Raw genomic sequence first — 17,657 nt, forward strand, 5'->3', positions numbered from 1 at the left:
TCACAACAACAACCCGCTTCCCCCCTACAACTAATCCAACAAAATAAAAAACAACAATTCGTTGCGGGGGGCGGGGGGGTGGGGTGGGCGGCCCCCCCCCCCCCCCCCCCACCCCCGCTCCTACACACAGCAAAAGGCCCCGGTGTTCTGCACCGGGGCCTTTTCGTTTCAGGCGATATGCTTAATGCGTACCATGCAGCGCATGCTTCAGGTCACGCATCTGGTCATGGCCGCTCTTCACCGAAACAAACGCTTCGTTGATCAGCGAACGGGTGCCAGCGGTCACATCGCTATCCTTCAGCGCATCCTCGTACTTCGCCTTGATGTGATCTTCGCCGCGTTCGACTTCGTCGACGATCGCGGTGTCATCCTTCGAGCTCATCTTGGCGCGCAGTTCGACGAACATGCGGTGGGCCTTGGCCAGCACGGTGCCATCATCCTCGGGGTTGCCGCCCAGCGAGCGCACCTGCTGCTGCAGGCGCTGCGCCACCTGGCGGCGCTCCGAAGCGCGCTGCTGGAACGAGGCGGCATAGCGGGTGTTGTGGGCATCCTTGGCCGCTTCGCCATAACCCTCGGCGCTGTCGATGGTGGTCTCGATCAGGTTGTTGAGGATCTTGATGTCATGTTCGGTAGTTGCGGTCATGGGCGTGGCTCCTTCTTGGGGAGGGCCAGCATCGCGTTCCGGGGCGGCTTCATTCCGTGAACATCGCGTTGGGTCCATCACGACACGAAGCGTGCGTTCATCCTCGGCGCAGGCATACTCGGTCATCACGTTTCATCGCAGGAGAACGGGCCATGGCATCCAACCGCCGTGCACTGATCACGGGCGCATCCGCTGGCATTGGCGAGGCATTCGCGCGTGAACTGGCGCGCCGGGGCTTCGACGTGGTGCTCACCGCGCGGCGTACCGAGCGTCTCGAAGCGCTCGCGACCGAGCTGCGCGAACGCCATGCGATCGAAGCGATCGTCGCGCCGCTGGATCTCGCCCGCGCGGATGCACCGCAGGCCCTGGTCGGGGCGCTTGCCGACCAGGGCCTGCATATCGATATGCTGGTGAACAACGCCGGCTATGGGCTTACCGGGTACCTGGACGAGCAGCCGTGGGACGCCCATGCCGCCTTCATCCAGGTGCTGATGACCGCGCCGACCGAGCTGGCCTGGCGCCTGCTCCCCGGCATGAAGGCGCGCGGCTACGGCCGGATCATCAACGTAGCCTCGCTCGCGGGGCACGTGCCGGGGTCGGCAGGCCACACGCTGTACGCCGCCTCCAAGGCGTACCTCATCAAATTCTCCCAGTCACTTGCGCTGGAGACCAAAGGCACGGGTGTGCACGTCACGGCGCTGTGCCCGGGGTTCACCTACTCGGAGTTCCACGACGTGAACGGGGCCCGCCCGCTGGTTTCGAAGATGCCCGCCTTCATGTGGATGGATGCGGCGACGGTGGCGCGGCAGGGCGTCGATGCCGTGGAAGCCGGGACCGCCGTGTACGTGAACGGCCGGGTGAACCGCGTGATCAAGGCCCTGTTCAAGCTGCTGCCCGATAGCGTGGGCCTGAAGCTGACTGAGCGGCAAGGCCGGCGGTTCCGGGTCCATGGCGCGGCTGCGGCGGGGCCCCAGGGGTGACCATGACCTCTGGCATACGCCCGTAGCGGTGCCGGGGGCTAGCCTCGTCCGGTTCGCGGCGCCTCCCGGTGCCGACACGTTCCGCCAAGGGGTTCCCCATGTCCAAGCATTACCCGGCCCTGGCCGGTGCCATCCTCCTCGGCCTTGCCGGGGCCGCTTCCGCCCAGACGGTCAGCGTCGACGATTACCGCCGCGCTGATGCCATGCTGGCGAATAACACCATGCCGCTGGTGGATCATGCCGTCCAGCGCGTGAAGTGGATCGACGACGGCCACTTCTGGTATCGCGACCACGACAAGGGTGGCGACCAGTTCCTTACCGTGGATGCGGCCACGGGCCAGGCCACGCGCGCGTTCGATCGCGACAAGGTGGCCAAGGCCCTCTCCGATGCCACTGGCAAGAAGGTTGATCCGGCCAAGGTGCCGGTCAGCGACTTCACGGTGCGCGCCGATGGCGGCCTGGACCTGACCTCGGGTGGCAAGCACTACATCTGCGACAAGGCGGCGGACAAGTGCGAACTGGCCGCGGTGAAGAAGGATGCCAGTGGCAAGGCCTACGGTACCGAGCCGGGTCTGAAATCGCCCGATGGCAAGTCCGAAGCGTTCGTGCGCGACTGGAACCTGTGGGTGCGCGACGTGGCCACGGGTGCGGAAACGCAGCTGACCACCGATGGCATCAAGGATTACGGCTACGCGACCGATAACGCCGGCTGGAAGCACACCGATGACGCGATCCTCGTGTGGTCGCCGGACTCGACGAAAGTAGCCACGTTCCAGCAGGACCAGCGCAAGACCGGTGAAATGACCCTGGTCAGCGTCAACGTCGGCCACCCCAAGGTGGATACGTGGAAGTACCCGCTGCCGGGCGACAAGGACGTGACCATGATCGAGCGCGTCGTGATCGACGTGCCGTCGAAGAAGATGGTCCGCTTCAAGATGCAGCCCGACCAGCACCGCTCCACGGTGTGCGATGACGTGTCGTGCAGCCCGGGCGTGTGGGATGACGTGCGCTGGTCCGCCGATGGCAAGAGCATCGCCTTTGTCTCCACGGCGCGTGACCACACCCATGAGTGGGTGCGCATCGCCAACCCGGAAACGGGTGATGTGCGTACCGTGTTCGATGAAAAGGCCAAGACCTATTTCGAAGGCGGTTTCGAGAATGCCAACTGGCAGTACGTTCCCGAAACCGATGAGGTGATCTGGTTCTCCGAGCGGAGCAACTGGGGCCACCTGTACATGTACAGCCTGAAGACCGGCAAGCTCGAGCACGAGATTACCAAGGGCGACTGGAACGTCACCCAGGTGCTGCATGTGGATCCCAAGACCAAGACCATCTGGTTCCGTGGCGTCGGCCGCGAGAAGGGCGTGAACCCCTATTACCAGCAGTTCTACAAGGTTGGGTTCGATGGCAAGGGCCTGACCCTGCTCACCCCGGAAAACGCCGACCACACGGTTTCGATGTCGAAGGACGGCACGTACTTCGTCGATTCGTATTCCACGATCGATACGCCGCCCGTCGCTGTCGTGCGCAATGCCGCCACCGGCGCCACGGTGAAGGAATTCGCCCGCGCCGATATCTCCCGCCTGAAGGCCGCGGGCTGGGTCGCGCCAACTTCGTTCACCGTCAAGGCGCGCGATGGCAAGACCGACCTGTACGGCCAGATGTTCAAGCCGTCGCACTTCGATGCATCGAAGAAGTACCCGCTGGTCGTGTACATCTACCCGGGTCCGCAGGTGGGTTCGGTGCGCACGCGCAGCTTTGCGCCGTCGCATGGTGACAACCAGGCGCTGGCAGAGCTCGGCTTCGTCGTCGTCGCTGTCGATGGCATGGGTACGCCGCTGCGCTCGAAGGCGTTCCACGATGCCTACTTCCAGAACATCGGCGACAACACGCTGCCCGACCAGGTCGCGGCGGTGAAGCAGCTGGTGAAGCAGAACACGTGGATCGATGGCGACCGCGTGGGCATCTGGGGCCACTCCGGCGGCGGCAATGCCACGGCCACGGCCATGTTCCGCTACGCCGATACGTTCAAGGTGGGCATCTCCGAATCGGGCAACCACGATAACCGCAATTACGAAGACGACTGGGCGGAGAAGTGGCAGGGCCTGCTCGTCACGGACAAGGACGGCAGGTCCAACTACGACGACCAGGCGAACCAGAAGTGGGTGGATGGCCTGAAGGGCCACCTGATGATGGCGCACGGCACCTCGGACGATAACGTGCCGCCGTACGAAACCCTGCTGGTGGTGGATGCGCTGATCAAGGCCAACAAGGATTTCGACCTGGTCATGATCCCCAATGCCCACCACGGCTACGGCGCTGCCACGCAGTACATGACGCGCCGCCGCTGGGATTACTTCGTGCGTTACCTGAAGGGTGAAACCCCGCCGAAGGAATTCAAGCTCACCCCGCTGGATATGAACCGATAAACACCAAGGCCGCGCGTCACGCGCGCGGCCAGTTTTCTTTGCACGCATAACGCGGCTTTTTGTAGGAGCGCGCTCGCGCGCGATGGGTCTAGCCGCAAGCTCCCATCGCGCGCAAGCGCGCTCCTACATGTTTTCGGTGATCAGGAAAGCGTGATATGCACGCCGGGCACCGGCACAAAGTGCATCGCCACCGCGTTCATGCAGTAGCGCAGCCCGGTCGGGTCCGGGCCATCATCGAACACATGGCCCAGGTGCGCACCGCAACGGGCGCAGCTGACCGCCGTACGGTCTTCCATCAGGCTCTTGTCATCGGTCTGCACGATGTTCCGCTTGGAAAGCGGCTGCCAGAAGCTCGGCCAGCCCGTGCCCGAATCAAACTTCGTCGCCGAATCGAACAGTGCCGTATCGCAGCCGATGCAGCGGTAGAGCCCGTTGTCGTGGCGGTTCCAGCCGGGACCGGTATAGGGCGGCTCGGTGCCTTCGTGGCGGGTGACGTAGTACGAGCGCGAATCCAGTTTCGCCCGCCACTGGTCATCGGTAAGTACCACCTTCGGTTCTACGCATTGCCCTAGCGGCTTCTTGTCTGGCGCGAAGCAATCCAGGGTGACGTTGCCCGGCTGTAGCGGCTTGGGCGCCTCGGCAGCCATGGCCGGCTGGGTGGCCTTGAAGATGAAGGGCAGGGAGACCGACGCGGCGGCCGTGGCCGCGAAAACGGCAAGGAAGCGGCGGCGATCAGGATCGGTACGCATGGGACCTCCGGAAGCGGAAAAAGGGCGCCAGGCGGCGCCCTTCCAACCAGACCGGCCAAACACCTCAAGCCTTACGCGGTCTCAATCATCCACCCAGTGGCACCGACGCTCGGTCGTATACGTGGCGTTCTTATCCTGGTGGTTCTTCTGCACCTGGTTGCCCACGTAACCGCCGGCCACGGCGCCGCCCACGGTCGCCAGGGTCTTGCCCTTACCGCCGCCCACCTGGTGGCCGAGCACGCCGCCCGCGACGGCGCCTACGCCGGTGCCAATCAGGCGGTTGTCATCCTTCGAATTGATTTGTTTGACCTGCACGTCCTCGCAGACCTGGTGACGGGCCATGGCCGGGGCCGCGGCGCCCAGCGCGACAGCGAGCGTGGCCAGGGCAATAAGCGGCTTCTTCATGACGGGTCCTCCTTATCGACAGGTTTCAGGGATACCGCCGCCGTCGTGATGGAGGGGTCAACAGGCACCGTTTTCGTGTGCCGGATCGACATGGCGTATGGCCGCGGTTTAATTGGCGTGCCTCGCGCCTCGGCGACCGCCTCGGTGAGCTCCGCACCCAGCAACAGGATGAGCGCGGAGTAGTACACCCATACCAGCAGCACGACCACGCCGCCGGCGGGCCCATAGGGGCCACCGACATTACTGCGCTCGAGATAAATGCCAATGGCGTATTTGCCGATGACGAAGAGCAGGGCGGTGAGCGAGGCGCCAATGAACGCATCGCGCCACGCGATGATGGCATCGGGCAGCACCTTGTAGATCGCCCCGAAAATCAGGATGAACACGCCGAACGAGATCACCATTTCGAGCGCGTGCCAACCCAGCGTGCCGCCCCGCACAAACACGGCGATAAGTGCGCTGGCCGAGAAGGAAATGACGAGCAGGAAGGCGAGGGAAAGCAGCAGGCCCAGTGCATGCAGCCGGGCGCGCAGCCAGCCGAGGATGGCGCGGCTGGTATTGCCGGGGCGGGGCTGCAGGCTCCAAACGCGGTTCAATGCGCCCTGCAGCTGGGCAAAGACCGCCGAGGCGCCGATCAGCGTGACCCCAAGGCCGATAAGGCCGGCCATGCTGCCCACGCTCGGGCGTTGCTTGGCGTTCTCGATCACCAGCTTCACGGCATCGGAAGCCCGCGAGCCCACCAGGCCGTTCAGCCCGTCGACAAGCTGGGCCTGCCATTCCGGGCGGAGCGAGGCCACCACCCACAGCAGCAGTACCAGCAGGGGCGCGAACGAGAGGGCCGAGTAGAAGGCCAGGGCGGCCGCCCGGGTCATCAGCTCGTCGTCGCTAAAACCTTTCGCGGTGGTCTTCACCACCTGCAAGCCGAGATTGATCCTGCGATCCACGGGGGCTCCTTACGTCCGGACGAGGGACAGGGTGAGGGGTAAGTCGCGAAAAAAACGTAGTTTTTGCACCGCAGCGTGACAGCTTGTCACTTCGGCGTCTTAATTCGCCCCGGGGAGTTAGATCGATTCAAGTCAAGCGGGATCCGGGTCACATCGTGCCTGCGGGTCCTGGGGGCTTAAACCGGGTTGGGAGGGCAGGGGCACGTGCGGAAAGCGCGGCCCAGGGTAACGCTGCCACCCGCCAGATCGCTGAGGGGATGGGAAGCTGAGACATGAAACCAACAAGCGCCCGAATTCCAGTCAAGCCGGCCTTTGCGCCGCGCGTGTATCCGCGTGCGTGAGGATCGTCACCAGCAGCCTGCCTGAGCGCAGCTGCTCTCCCCGCGCCAGCCGGGACGCGGGAACCACCAGTTTCACGTAAGTACTGAGCGCCAACGGGCCGGGGGGCCTTTGGTACCTAAAAATTTAGATCGATCCAAGTTCAGGGGAAGGAGGGGCCGTGCAGCACTAGCGCCGTAGCAGCAGTGATGAAACGGGGGATCAACGCGCCAGCGCAGCAGGCGCGCACATTACTGAGGGAAGTAAAGAACAATGACTTATCTGCCAAACATGCTTAAGCGCAAGCCGCTGTACGCCGCGCTCGCCACGGCGACCTTGTCCGTCGCTGGTTTCATCGGGGTGCCCGCCGCCGCCTTCGCGGAGACGCCTTCACCCGCCGCCGCCGCACCTGCGGCCGCACCCTCACCCGCTCCGCAGGCGCAGTCGACCGATGATGCCCAGGCGAAGAAGGATGCCAAGAAGGCAGATAAGGACAAGAAGGAACAGAGCCCGATCAACCTCGATACCGTGGTTGTGACGAGCTACCGCCAGTCGATCGACCAGAACGTGACCGACAAGCGCGAAGCGAACTCCATTGTCGAAGTGATCAACGCGCAGAACATCGCGCAGTTCCCGGCCAAGAACATCGCTGACGCACTGGCCCACGTGCCTGGCGTGGTGATCAGCCGCGAATCCGGCGAAGGCAAGACCGTGAGCATCCGCGGCCTCGCGCCGGAACTCACCTACACCGAACTGAACGGCAACTACGTCGCCTCGGCCGATACGTCGGCCGGCCTCACCCGTTCGTTCAACTACACCCTGTTCCCGGCGAACATGTTCTCGGACATCAAGCTCTACAAGAGCCTTGAAGCGCGCCTGGATGAAGGCGGCATCGGCGGCAACGTCGACCTGCGCACGCGCCGTCCGCTCGAAATGGAAGCCAACGAAGGCTTCGTGACCGGCACCGCCGCAAGCTCCGATACCAGTTCCAAGACCGAACCGCAGGGCTCGGCGCTGTGGTCGTGGAAGAACAAGGACGAGACCTTCGGCGTACTCGTTGCCGGTTCGTACCAGAAGCGCCAGGCAACCACCTATGAAGCCGATGCCTCGAGCTGGCACTGGTGGTCGGATAACTGCAAGGACCACACGACCTGTACCCAGGCACCGGTGGATATCCACGGCAACCCGTACGATTCCGCGGTCAATAACAATATCGACCTGTGGGGCAACGGCGTGGTCGACCAGGCCGGCAACGTCTCCAACGGCTTCTGGATGCCGCAGCAGTTCGCCACTAGCCGCAACGACCTGACCCTGAAGACCAAGGGTGCCCAGGCCACGATGCAGTTCAAGCCGAGCGACCACTTCCTGCTGACGGGTAACTACTTCCGCTTCGAGCGCCAGCAGACCCAGATCACCAACACGCTGGAAATCCCGGAGTGGGGCCTGCCGAACAACTCCAACTATGCGGACCAGAACGGCCGCCTGCTGGCACCGAACGGCCTGACCTTCGATCCGTCACACACCATCGTGACCGGCGCGAACTACCAGCTCCCGGCCGCTGGCGTCGGTTGTAACTCGGCCACCAACCCGGTGACCGGCGCGGCTCGCCAGGCCGTGGACGTGTGCTCCACCGAAATCCCCTGGCTCAACGGTAACTACTCCGTCGAGAAGGCCACCTCGCAGACCCTCAACCTGGAAGGCGAGTGGGACAACGGCGGTTCGCTGAGCGGTTCGTTCAACGTGGGCCGCACCTGGGCCAAGGGTGGCCCCTCGGTCGAGCTGGGCATGGCTGCCAAGCCGCGTAACTTCGTGAACGGCCAGTGGGTGGACGGCAGCAACGGCGCCTCGTGGACGACGTCTGGCAGCGATGTCAGCAGCAAGCCGGGCATCAGCGCCGAGCAGGGCGTGCTGCAGAACATGATCAACGGTGCCGGCCAGGTCGACCTGGGTTCCACCGGTTCGAACATGGTCAACACCTCGAACTCGCAGAACTTCGCGCAGGCCGATTTCACCTGGTCGCTCGATTCCACCTGGCTGCAGTCGATCCAGTTTGGTGGCAAGTACACCGATGCCAACGCCGAACAGCAGAGCAACGAAGTGCGCTGGTACTGCAAGGGCACCGAGCTGCAGTTCCAGACCTGCGATCCAAACGCAGGCCAGCTGCCGGCCGGCTTCCTGCTGGCGAACAACCTGAATGGCGTAAACCACGCCTACGGCGATGACATCTTCCCGGCGATCAACTTCCCGGCGTACTACAACTACCTGAACTCGACCTACGACCGCGTGCTGTACAACAAGCCGCAGAACAAGTCGTCGATCGGCGAGAAGATCGCTGCGGCCTACGTGCAGGCGAACTTCGATACCGGCACCATCCGCGGTAACGTCGGCGTGCGTTTCGTGACCACGAAGCAGGACCTCACGGTCGCCAACCAGGTCACGACCAACAACGCGGTGTACTACCACGATCCGCAGGGCAACATCCTGATCTGCCCGGCCTCGGGCGTGAACGCGGGTGGCGGTGCGTGCGCCCCGGGTGATTTCCAGTACCTGCCGCGCGAAGTGTCGGTCATCGAGAACTTCACCAACTCGACGACGCAGAAGCGTTACAACAAGTTCCTGCCCAGCTTCAACATCGCGTGGACGATCGCCGATGACTTCATCCTGCGTGCCGCCGGCTCGCAGGCCATGGCTCGCGCGAACTACACCGACCTGGCCCAGCTGGGTCAGCTGACCAATAACACGCAGGAGTACTACAACGACCGCAAGCAGTTCGGCGCCCCGCTGCCGGGCTGGTACGGTTCCGGTGCCAACGCCGACCTGAAGCCGTTCACGGCCACGCAGTTCGACCTGGCCGGTGAGTGGTACTACGGCCCGCATTCGGTCGTCGGCGTCGATCTGTTCCAGAAGAAGGTCAAGAACTTCGTCGTCCCGGTCACGGTCAACAACATCAATGTTGACGTGGGTGGCACGCAGACCAACTTCCTGCAGTACAGCACCAACGCCAACGGTCGTTCGGGTACGTCGAAGGGTGTGGAAATCTACAACCAGCACACCTGGGATTCGGGCTTCGGCTACATCCTGAACTACACGCTCAACCACACCAACGAAACCGCGGTGTCGCTGGGTGATACGCAGGTGGGCAAGGCCGAGCTGATCGGCAGCGCCAAGTACGCCGCCAACGTCTCGCTGTTCTATGAAAAGAATGGCCTGCTGCTGCGTGCCAGCGATAACTGGACCGGCCGTACGATGACCGGCCTGGCCTCGGGCCTGCCGATCTACGCACAGCCGTACCACCAGATCGACCTCAATGGCGACTATGAATTCAACAAGCACTTCATGGTGACCGCGTCGATCATCAACTTTAACAAGGCAACCCCGCACACGTACCTGGGTGGCGACACCCGTGCACGACTGGTCCAGCTGCTGTACCCGGGCCGTCAGTACTACGTGGGCGTGACCTACAAGTTCGGTGGTCCGGAAGCTAAGTAAAAAAACCGACGGGGCCAGGCACATCGCCTGGCCCCGTCTTCGTTTCAACGGATGCGTCCCCACTCCGTCCAGGAAACCCCTCATGAATTCATCCATGGCACGTGTTCCCCGCCGTGCTCTCGTGATTGCGCTTTCGCTGATCGCCGTCGGTTCCATCGGCGCGGGCTATGCGAAAGATACGAAACCCGCCGCCCCGGCGAAGTCCTCGGTCGACGAAGCGAACCCGCTGGTCGGCACGGCCCCGCTGGATAAGCAGGAATTCATCGGCAACTCGCCGCCGCCCGGCGAGCCGCTCTACACCGGCATGACCACGCCGGGAGCAAGCCTGCCAGAAAGTGCGACCGAAGCCGCACCGGTCAATATCAATGCCGACCTCAGCTTCGCCACGGGCGTTCCGGTCGCCTATGACTACCGCCGGCCAGCGATGATCGGCTTCTCCGGTGGTGGTTCGACCTATGGTGCGCGTGGCGCGCCGATCGTCATGCCCGTTGTCGGTGACTGGACGGTGCCGCCGGATTACATGACTTCGTATTACGACAAGGCCACGGAAAAGGCTTCGCCCGGCTACTACGCGGTGGATCTCGCGACGTTCCACACCAAGGTCGAGCTGACCGCGACGCAGTGGACCAGCCTGATGCGCTTTACCTTCCCGGAAAGCCACCGCTCGAACGTGGTGATCAACCTGCGCCGCGCGGGCGGCGATGTGGAAGTGGTGGATGACCATACGGTGCGTGGTGTCGCCCAGACGGGCCGCCGCGATCGCGATACGGATGGCCCCTTCTTTGTTGCAGAGTTCTCGCGACCGTTTGCGAGCTTTGGCACGTTCCATTCCGAGGTCACCGAAAAAGGCGAAGGCCTCGGCCATGAGGATATCCAGGCCGGCCGACGCAAAATATCGGGTGACTACGCAGGTGCCTACCTCACCTTCAATACGAAGGCGGGCGACAAGGTCGTCGTACGCATCGCCCACGGCCATAGCGCCGCGGAGGCCGATCAGCGCCTGAAGGCGCAGGATAGCGACCCGGACTTCGACAGCGTGCATGCAAAGGCACGCGCGAAGTGGGCCGAGCTGTTCGACCGGATCCAGGTCACCGGCGGCACGCCGAAGCAGCGCATGCTGTTTTACTCGACGCTTTACCACTCGTTCGCCAGCCCGCGCATGATCGCCCGCAAGGGCGAGCACTACACCGATAGCGACGGCAAGGATCAGGTCGCCGAATACGACCATTATGGCCCGGTGCCGTACTGGGATACCGGCCGCAACCAGATCGCGCTGCTGATGCTGCTTCAGCCGGAAGTGGTGAAGGACATCATGCGTTCGGAGATGGACCGTGCGCACGAACGCGGTTACATGAATACCTCGTTCCATGGCGACCACGCCGTGTTCCTGTATGACGGCGCGTGGCAGCGTGGTATCGATTTCGATTACGCCGCCGTGTACGACGTGCTACGCAAGAACGCCACCGATCCGAAGGGGCCACGCGGCTACCTGGCCGAGTACGACAAACAGGGCTGGATCTCCGATATCGTGCCGGATGGCAACCCGAGCCCGCCGTATGCCGGTGGCAAGGCGGGTGTCGCGACCACGCTGGAATACGCATGGGATGACCACGCGCTGGCGGACTTCGCCCGTCGGCTTGGCAAGACCGAAGACGCCGACATGTTCGAGCGCCGCGCGGGCAACTACCGCAACGTGTTCGATAAGTCGGTTGGCTTCTTCCGCGGCCGCACCGAAGACGGTATGTGGATTTCACCGTTCGATCCGGGCGAGCCGTATTACAACTTCATGATGAAGGAAGGCTCGGGCTGGTCCACGCTGTGGCTGGTGCCGCATGACGTGCAGGGCCTGATGAACCTGCTCGGTGGCCGCGATGCGTTCAACGCAAAGCTCGATGCGTTCTTCTCCACGCCGTACACCGCGAAGGGTATCTGCCGCGACTGCACCGGCCTGATCGGCCAGTACGTGCAGGGTAACCAGCCGGACCAGCAGGCTGCTTACCTGTACGCATGGAGCGGCCAGCCGTGGAAAACGCAGGCGCTGACCCGCCGGATCCTCGCCGACCTGTATGGCAGCGACGCCACGGGCTACGGCTACCCCGGCATGGACGATCAGGGTTCGACCTCGTCCTGGTATGCGCTCAGCGCCATGGGCTTCTACCCCGTGGACCCGTCGCGCCCCGAGTACATCATCGGCAGCCCGATCTTCGACCACGTGCGCCTGCGCCTCCCGAACGGCAAGCTGTTCGAGATCGTCGCCCGCAACAACTCGGCGAAGAACCAGTACATCCAGTCCGCCACGCTTAACGGCAAGCCCTGGACCAAGCCGTGGTTCAGCCACGCCGATATCGCGAACGGCGCGACCCTGGAGCTCATCATGGGCCCCGAGCCCAGCAAGACCTGGGGCACCAACCCCAACGACGCGCCCCCCTCCATGACGAAGCCCTGACCCGCGCGGGCCGTGCACATACCACGGCCCGCCCCGCCCCCTGGTGCGCCCAGCCCTGTAGGAGCGCGCTTGCGCGCGATAAGGCTTGCGACACACGCTCAAAAAGGACCCGCAATGATCCACAACGTAACCCTGCGCCGCGCGACGATCACCCTGGCGCTGGCTGCTGCCTTCACCTCCACCGCCATGGCCGCGACCGAAAAGGCCGCCACCTGGAATGGCAAGACGCCCCCGCTGGCCACGCCGTGGACCGCGCAGGTATCGCCTGCCCATGCCTTGCCCGAATACCCGCGCCCGCAGCTCGCGCGCCCGTCGCTCGAGCACCCGCAGTGGCTGAATCTCAACGGCCTGTGGCAGTTCGCTGTCGCGGACGGGAAGGGCGCCCCACCGTTCGGCAAGACGCTGGATGAGAAGGTGCTGGTGCCGTACCCGATCGAGTCCGTGCTGTCGGGGGTGCAGAAGCATGCCGATGACATGTTCTACCGCCGCCTTGTGGATGTCCCCGCGGCATTCACCGCGAAGGGCCAGCACGTCATGCTGAACTTCGGCGCGGTGGCCCAGGACGCCACCGTGTACGTCAATGGCAAGGAAGTGGCACGTCACACCGGCGGCTACACCTCGTTCAGCGCTGACATAACGCCCGCCCTGCAGGCAAAGGGCCCACAGGAAATCGTCGTCGCCGTGCATGCACCGGTGGATAGCGTGGATGTGATGGTCGGCAAGCAGCGCTTGAAGCCCGAGGGCATCTTCTACACGGCTGCCTCGGGTATCTGGCAGTCGGTATGGATCGAGCCCGTCGCGGCGACCAGCCTGGCACAGCTGCAGTTCACGCCGGCTGCGAGCCTGGATGCCTTTACCGTGAATGCGAAGGTGCAGGGCACCGCCGATGGCGCGACGCTGCATGTCACCGCGTTTGCCAACGGGAAACCCGCGGGCGAGGCGACCGGTCCGGCCGGGCAGCCGCTCCAGCTCAAGATCAGCCATCCGCATACGTGGAGCCCGGACGATCCGTTCCTCTACACCTTCAAGGCGACGCTCGAACAGGGCGGCCAGCGCGATGAAGTGACCAGCTACGCGGGCCTGCGCACGATCGGGATCAAGAAGGTGGGTGGGCTCAACCGCATCACGCTGAACGGTAAGACCACCTTCCTGCTGGCCACGCTGGACCAGGGCTACTGGCCCGATGGCATCCACACGGCACCCACGGATGCGGCGCTGAAGTTCGATATCCAGAAGACCAAGGACCTGGGCTTCAACACCATCCGCAAACACATCAAGGTGGAACCGGCGCGCTGGTACTACTGGGCCGACCGGATCGGCCTGATGGTGTGGCAGGACATGCCGGCGCTGCCGAACGGCCACAACGAGAAGCTCAGCGAGGAGGCCAAGGCCAACTTCCGTAAGGACGTCACGGCCATCGTGGAGCAGCTGAAGGGCGAAACCTCGATCATCGGCTGGATCCCGTTCAACGAAGGCTGGGGCCAGTGGAGTATCCCGGCGGCTGGCGAACTGGCCACCCAGATCAAGCAGCTGGACCCGTCGCGCCTGGTCAACGCGCGTAGTGGCTACAACTGCTGCGATACCAAGGGCGATGTCCATGCGGGCGACATCATCGACGTGCACGACTACCAGGGCCCCGGCCTGCCGGCACCTGATGCCACCCGTGCGGCGATGGATGGCGAACACGGCGGCCTGACCCTCGGCGTACCGGGCCATGTCTGGCCGAATACGCCCATCAACCCGTATGGCGAGGTCAAGGACAACGCCGCCCTGAACGCGGGCTACGTGAAGAACACGGCCGTGCTACGCGACAAGGGCCCCGGCATCGGCGTCTCGGGCAGCGTGTATACCCAGATCACCGACGTGGAAGGCGAGCACAACGGGCTCTATACCTACGATCGCAAGGTCGAGAAGGTGGACGAGACGCAGGTGCGGGCCATTAACCAGGCCACGATCAAGGCGGGCGGGGAGCCGTAAGCCCCCCGCCAGGCCTGGCTTCAGGCCGCGAGGTCCATGCGTTCGATGGCCGAAGGAATGCCATCGGCGCCATGGACCTCGATGACCCGGTCGGTCATGCTGAACCCGGTGACCACCTCGTGGGCCCAGGTGCTGTGGTAGGGCATGTAAACGCCCCAGCCACCCAGTTCCACGACCGGGGCAATATCGGATTTCAGCGAGTTGCCCACCATCGCGAACCGGTCGGGGCTGACCTCGAACTCCCGGAACAGGCGCTCGTAGGCGGCCGGGTCCTTTTCGGAAACGATCTCGATCCGGTGGAACACATCGGCCAGGCCGCACCGGGCGACCTTGTATTCCTGGTGGAAAAGGTCGCCCTTGGTGATCAGCACCACCCGGTGCGTCTCAGCCACCTGCTGGACGGCGTCGCGGATGCCCGGCAGCAGTTCGACGGGGTGGGCCAGCACTTCCTTGCCCAGCTTCACGATCCGGTGGATATCGCGGGCCTCGATCCGGCCGTCGGTCAGCTCGATGGCTGATTCGATCATGGACAGGGCCATGCCCTTGGCGCCGTAGCCGAACAGGGCGATATTGCCGCGCTCGGTAGCCAGCAGGCTATCGCGCAGGCCGCCACTATCCAGGTCGATGTACTTGCCGAGGATGGCTTCGAAGGCATCCTGCGCCCGGTCGTAGAATTCCTGGCTGTGCCAGAGGGTATCGTCGCCGTCAAAGCCGATCAGTTCGATCATGGGGGTATCTCGTGGAACGTACCGCGCTAGGATAGCGCTATGTACGAATTCACTGATATCTCCTGCCCCTATTGTGGGGAAACCATCGAAGTGGCGGTCGATACCTCGGCCGGCAGCCAGACGTACACCGAAGACTGCCAGGTGTGCTGCCGCCCGATCGTGATGCGGCTGGTCGTCGATGAGGGCGATGACTCCTTCGACCTCACGGCGACGGCCGAAAACGACGGTTGAGCGCGACGAAGCTGCGCCAATTCCGAGGCATTTTTTGCGTTGGGCATCGTTATCGGTTCATTCGCTGACGCGAATGCGTGTTTTCATGCGGCTCACGCCGCCTTAGGCTGGTGGGGTGTAAAGGTCGGGGGTGGGCAGGCCCTTGGTGCCGCCAGTCGCGGACCTTCGGACCGGGCCGTAGGAACCCTCATCGCTACCATCGATGCGTAGCGCGGCCCTCCGCTCATGTCGGCCCCAAGGGCCTGCCCACCCCCGAGTCCCCACGGCGCGTTTCGTGCCGCACAAGCCCGCACCCCGTAGCCCGGCGCCCTGTAGGAGCGCGCTTGCGCGCGATCAGCCAACAAGGCGGTGATGCCGCGCCCCTCGCAGATGCAGGGCGCCCCGGCCCGAACCGACGATGGCAGCGAGGGTTCACCCCACGACGCGATCATCGCCAGCAACCGCTGCGGCGGATGTCTCGTGATTCGGTGTGCCGAGCTAACGGCTGGAACGGCGTCACCGCTTCGTTGGCTTTTCGCGCGCAAGCGCGCTCCTACAGGGCTTAACGCATACATCGGCGTTAGGCTGCGCGCTCTCCGGCAAGCGACCTCATCGTGGGGTGCGCGGGTGGCCAGGCCCTTGGGGCCGACATGAGCGGAGGGCCGCCTGGCGATTCGCGTTTCGCGATAAGGGTGCCTACGGCCCGGTCCGAAGGTCCGCGACTGGCGGACCCAAGGGCCTGACCACCCGCGCCTTCGTCAACCCGGCAAGCCGGAGGCGGCGTAAGCCGCTAGATACACGCATTCGCACAGCGAATGAACCGCTTCAAAAGAGCCCGCTGCGCCAGCGACCCCGGAAATGCGTGCGATGAACCAAAAAAAGGCCCGGTCTCCCGGGCCTTTCTCCTTAGAACGCCACGCTGGTCTTCAGGCCCAGCACGAACGCATCATCGTTCTGCTTGCTGCCACCTGGATCCTTGATGTACTGCAGGTTCGGGCGGATCGCGATCGAGGGAATCGGCGACCAGCTATAGAACACTTCAGTCACACGCTCGTAGCCATCGTTAACGATGCCCGGAGTGACATCCGGGTTCAGCGCATTGATCAGGCGCTGGTTCTTCGCAGCGTAACCGTTGGCATGCGAACCACCGAACGCGACGCCGATGAAGTCGTTCGGGCGATCGAACATGCCCTTGTACTCCATGCCGACAGCGTACTGATTGTTCGTCGCCGAGGTGGCGTGATCGGCCGCGGTGTAGTTCAGGAACACGGTCGCGCCCTTGCCGCCGGCGTCCCCGGTGACCTGCTGCTGGAACGTGATCCACGCACCACGGCGCGAATCGTGCTGCAGCGGCTCGCCACCGTATTCCGCGAGCGGCTGGTGCTGCGCGTTGAGGTAGAGATCATCGCCATTGGAGGTGTTGTACCAGACGCCTGCGCGATACGAGCCCGGCAGGCCGTTGATCGTCGGCTTCCAGCCAAATTCCAGCGGAATGAGTGCACCGGTGGTGCCGCTCGGGAAGCCCGGCTTCCAGCCGTTGCGGCGTGCGTAGCTGTCATCCACGTACTTCGGATTCATCTGGTACGCGGCGAGCTGCACCCAGGTGTCGCTGCTTGTGTTGAGCTTGAGCACCGTGGCCCACTGGCTCGTCGGCCAGTTAACCCAGTAATCGCCCACAATGTTGCCGGGCTGCGCGCCGCAGAAGTTCAGGTTCTGGAAATCGCACGAGAACGAGTTCACGTCTTCACCGACCGGCAGGCGGCCGAGTTTCCACGTGAGCATGCCATCGAAAAACTTCTGTTCGAGCGCGAAGATGGTCAGGTGCCAGGTCTGGCCACGACCGTAGACTTCCTGGATGAGCTGGTTGTTGCCGATGTGCGCATCGGCACCGATATCGCGGCCGTTACGATCGGTCACCATGATGTTGAACTTCGCGCCATCCCAACCCCAGAGCTTCTCAAGGTCGAACGCAGCGCCGAACTTCCACTGATCGGTATAGCGCGTGATGTTTTTCGTGCCGCCGGAGTAGTTGTGCGCGGCTTCAAAGCCGTAGCCGAAATCGAACGTGACGCCCTTGTCGGCCAGACGCGAGCGCTCCCCGCCCCAATCGCCGAAGAGATATTTGCTGGTAGCCAGGCTGCTGGAGTCGGCACTTGCTGCGTCATCGGCATGGGCAGTGCCGGCGAACGCGAGACCCGCCAGCATGATGCCGGCGAGAGGACGCTTGATAAGATTCGTAAGCATGAACCTTTCTCCCTGAAAAAAAATTAAGCTTTTTCGTACTTCGTTTTTGTTTATCTCAGTTGCGGCGCACCATGTTTTCGGTACCCACAACCGGC

Annotated in this window: 12 protein-coding genes; 6 read left to right on the top strand and 6 right to left on the bottom strand. The window is 63.6% G+C overall.

Annotation, left to right across the window (positions count from 1 at the left end; all coding sequences use genetic code 11):
- Positions 1 to 181 precede the first annotated feature (181 nt).
- A complete protein-coding gene (locus ABIE56_RS21890; RefSeq protein ID WP_429245928.1) occupies positions 182 to 643 on the bottom strand; it encodes a PA2169 family four-helix-bundle protein in 462 nt (153 codons plus the stop codon).
- Positions 644 to 795: 152 nt separating this feature from the next.
- On the opposite strand from ABIE56_RS21890, the gene ABIE56_RS21895 reads away from it, so the two are divergent.
- Together ABIE56_RS21895 and ABIE56_RS21900 are read left to right on the top strand one after the other, a co-directional pair.
- Entirely contained in the window at positions 796 to 1,623 is an 828-nt protein-coding gene (locus ABIE56_RS21895; RefSeq protein ID WP_429245929.1) for an SDR family NAD(P)-dependent oxidoreductase, read from the top strand.
- Positions 1,624 to 1,721: 98 nt separating this feature from the next.
- Complete coding sequence (locus ABIE56_RS21900; protein WP_429245930.1) at positions 1,722 to 4,052, top strand: DPP IV N-terminal domain-containing protein; 2,331 nt, start codon at positions 1,722 to 1,724, stop codon at positions 4,050 to 4,052.
- Between the two features lie 140 nt (positions 4,053 to 4,192).
- On the opposite strand, the gene msrB is transcribed toward ABIE56_RS21900, so the two are convergent.
- The 3 genes from msrB to ABIE56_RS21915 all read right to left on the bottom strand — a co-directional run bounded on the left by msrB (position 4,193) and on the right by ABIE56_RS21915 (position 6,150).
- A complete protein-coding gene (gene msrB, locus ABIE56_RS21905) occupies positions 4,193 to 4,801 on the bottom strand; it encodes a peptide-methionine (R)-S-oxide reductase MsrB (protein WP_429245931.1) in 609 nt (202 codons plus the stop codon).
- Between the two features lie 81 nt (positions 4,802 to 4,882).
- Positions 4,883 to 5,206, bottom strand: coding sequence for a glycine zipper 2TM domain-containing protein (locus ABIE56_RS21910; RefSeq protein ID WP_429245932.1), 324 nt, complete (start codon positions 5,204 to 5,206; stop codon positions 4,883 to 4,885).
- The gene (locus ABIE56_RS21915) at positions 5,203 to 6,150 is read right to left on the bottom strand and encodes a YihY/virulence factor BrkB family protein (protein WP_429245933.1); all 948 of its coding nucleotides are present in this window, start codon (positions 6,148 to 6,150) and stop codon (positions 5,203 to 5,205) included. Before ABIE56_RS21915 ends, ABIE56_RS21910 begins: the two co-directional genes overlap by 4 nt.
- Before the next feature lie 591 nt (positions 6,151 to 6,741).
- On the opposite strand from ABIE56_RS21915, the gene ABIE56_RS21920 reads away from it, so the two are divergent.
- From ABIE56_RS21920 to ABIE56_RS21930, 3 genes are all read left to right on the top strand, one after another.
- A complete protein-coding gene (locus tag ABIE56_RS21920; RefSeq protein WP_429245934.1) occupies positions 6,742 to 9,957 on the top strand; it encodes a TonB-dependent receptor in 3,216 nt (1,071 codons plus the stop codon).
- Between the two features lie 94 nt (positions 9,958 to 10,051).
- Positions 10,052 to 12,403, top strand: coding sequence for a GH92 family glycosyl hydrolase (locus ABIE56_RS21925; protein WP_429245935.1), 2,352 nt, complete (start codon positions 10,052 to 10,054; stop codon positions 12,401 to 12,403).
- 114 nt (positions 12,404 to 12,517) lie between these two features.
- Positions 12,518 to 14,380 carry a glycoside hydrolase family 2 protein gene (locus ABIE56_RS21930; protein ID WP_429245936.1) on the top strand — a complete coding sequence of 621 codons (1,863 nt, stop codon included), beginning with the start codon at positions 12,518 to 12,520 and terminating at the stop codon, positions 14,378 to 14,380.
- Positions 14,381 to 14,400: 20 nt separating this feature from the next.
- Here the strand turns inward: ABIE56_RS21930 and ABIE56_RS21935 are convergent, their stop codons facing one another.
- On the bottom strand, positions 14,401 to 15,108 hold the full coding sequence (locus ABIE56_RS21935) for an HAD family hydrolase (protein WP_429245937.1): 708 nt from the start codon (positions 15,106 to 15,108) through the stop codon (positions 14,401 to 14,403).
- Positions 15,109 to 15,147: 39 nt separating this feature from the next.
- Here ABIE56_RS21935 and ABIE56_RS21940 point away from each other — a divergent pair, with 39 nt between their 5' ends.
- Positions 15,148 to 15,339 carry a CPXCG motif-containing cysteine-rich protein gene (locus ABIE56_RS21940; RefSeq protein ID WP_429245938.1) on the top strand — a complete coding sequence of 64 codons (192 nt, stop codon included), beginning with the start codon at positions 15,148 to 15,150 and terminating at the stop codon, positions 15,337 to 15,339.
- An 885-nt stretch (positions 15,340 to 16,224) separates the two neighbouring features.
- On the opposite strand, the gene ABIE56_RS21945 is transcribed toward ABIE56_RS21940, so the two are convergent.
- Entirely contained in the window at positions 16,225 to 17,562 is a 1,338-nt protein-coding gene (locus ABIE56_RS21945; RefSeq protein WP_429245939.1) for a carbohydrate porin, read from the bottom strand.
- Between the last annotated feature and the right edge of the window lie 95 nt (positions 17,563 to 17,657).

It is taken from the genome of Luteibacter sp. 621 (genome assembly GCF_050435445.1).
GTDB lineage: Bacteria > Pseudomonadota > Gammaproteobacteria > Xanthomonadales > Rhodanobacteraceae > Luteibacter.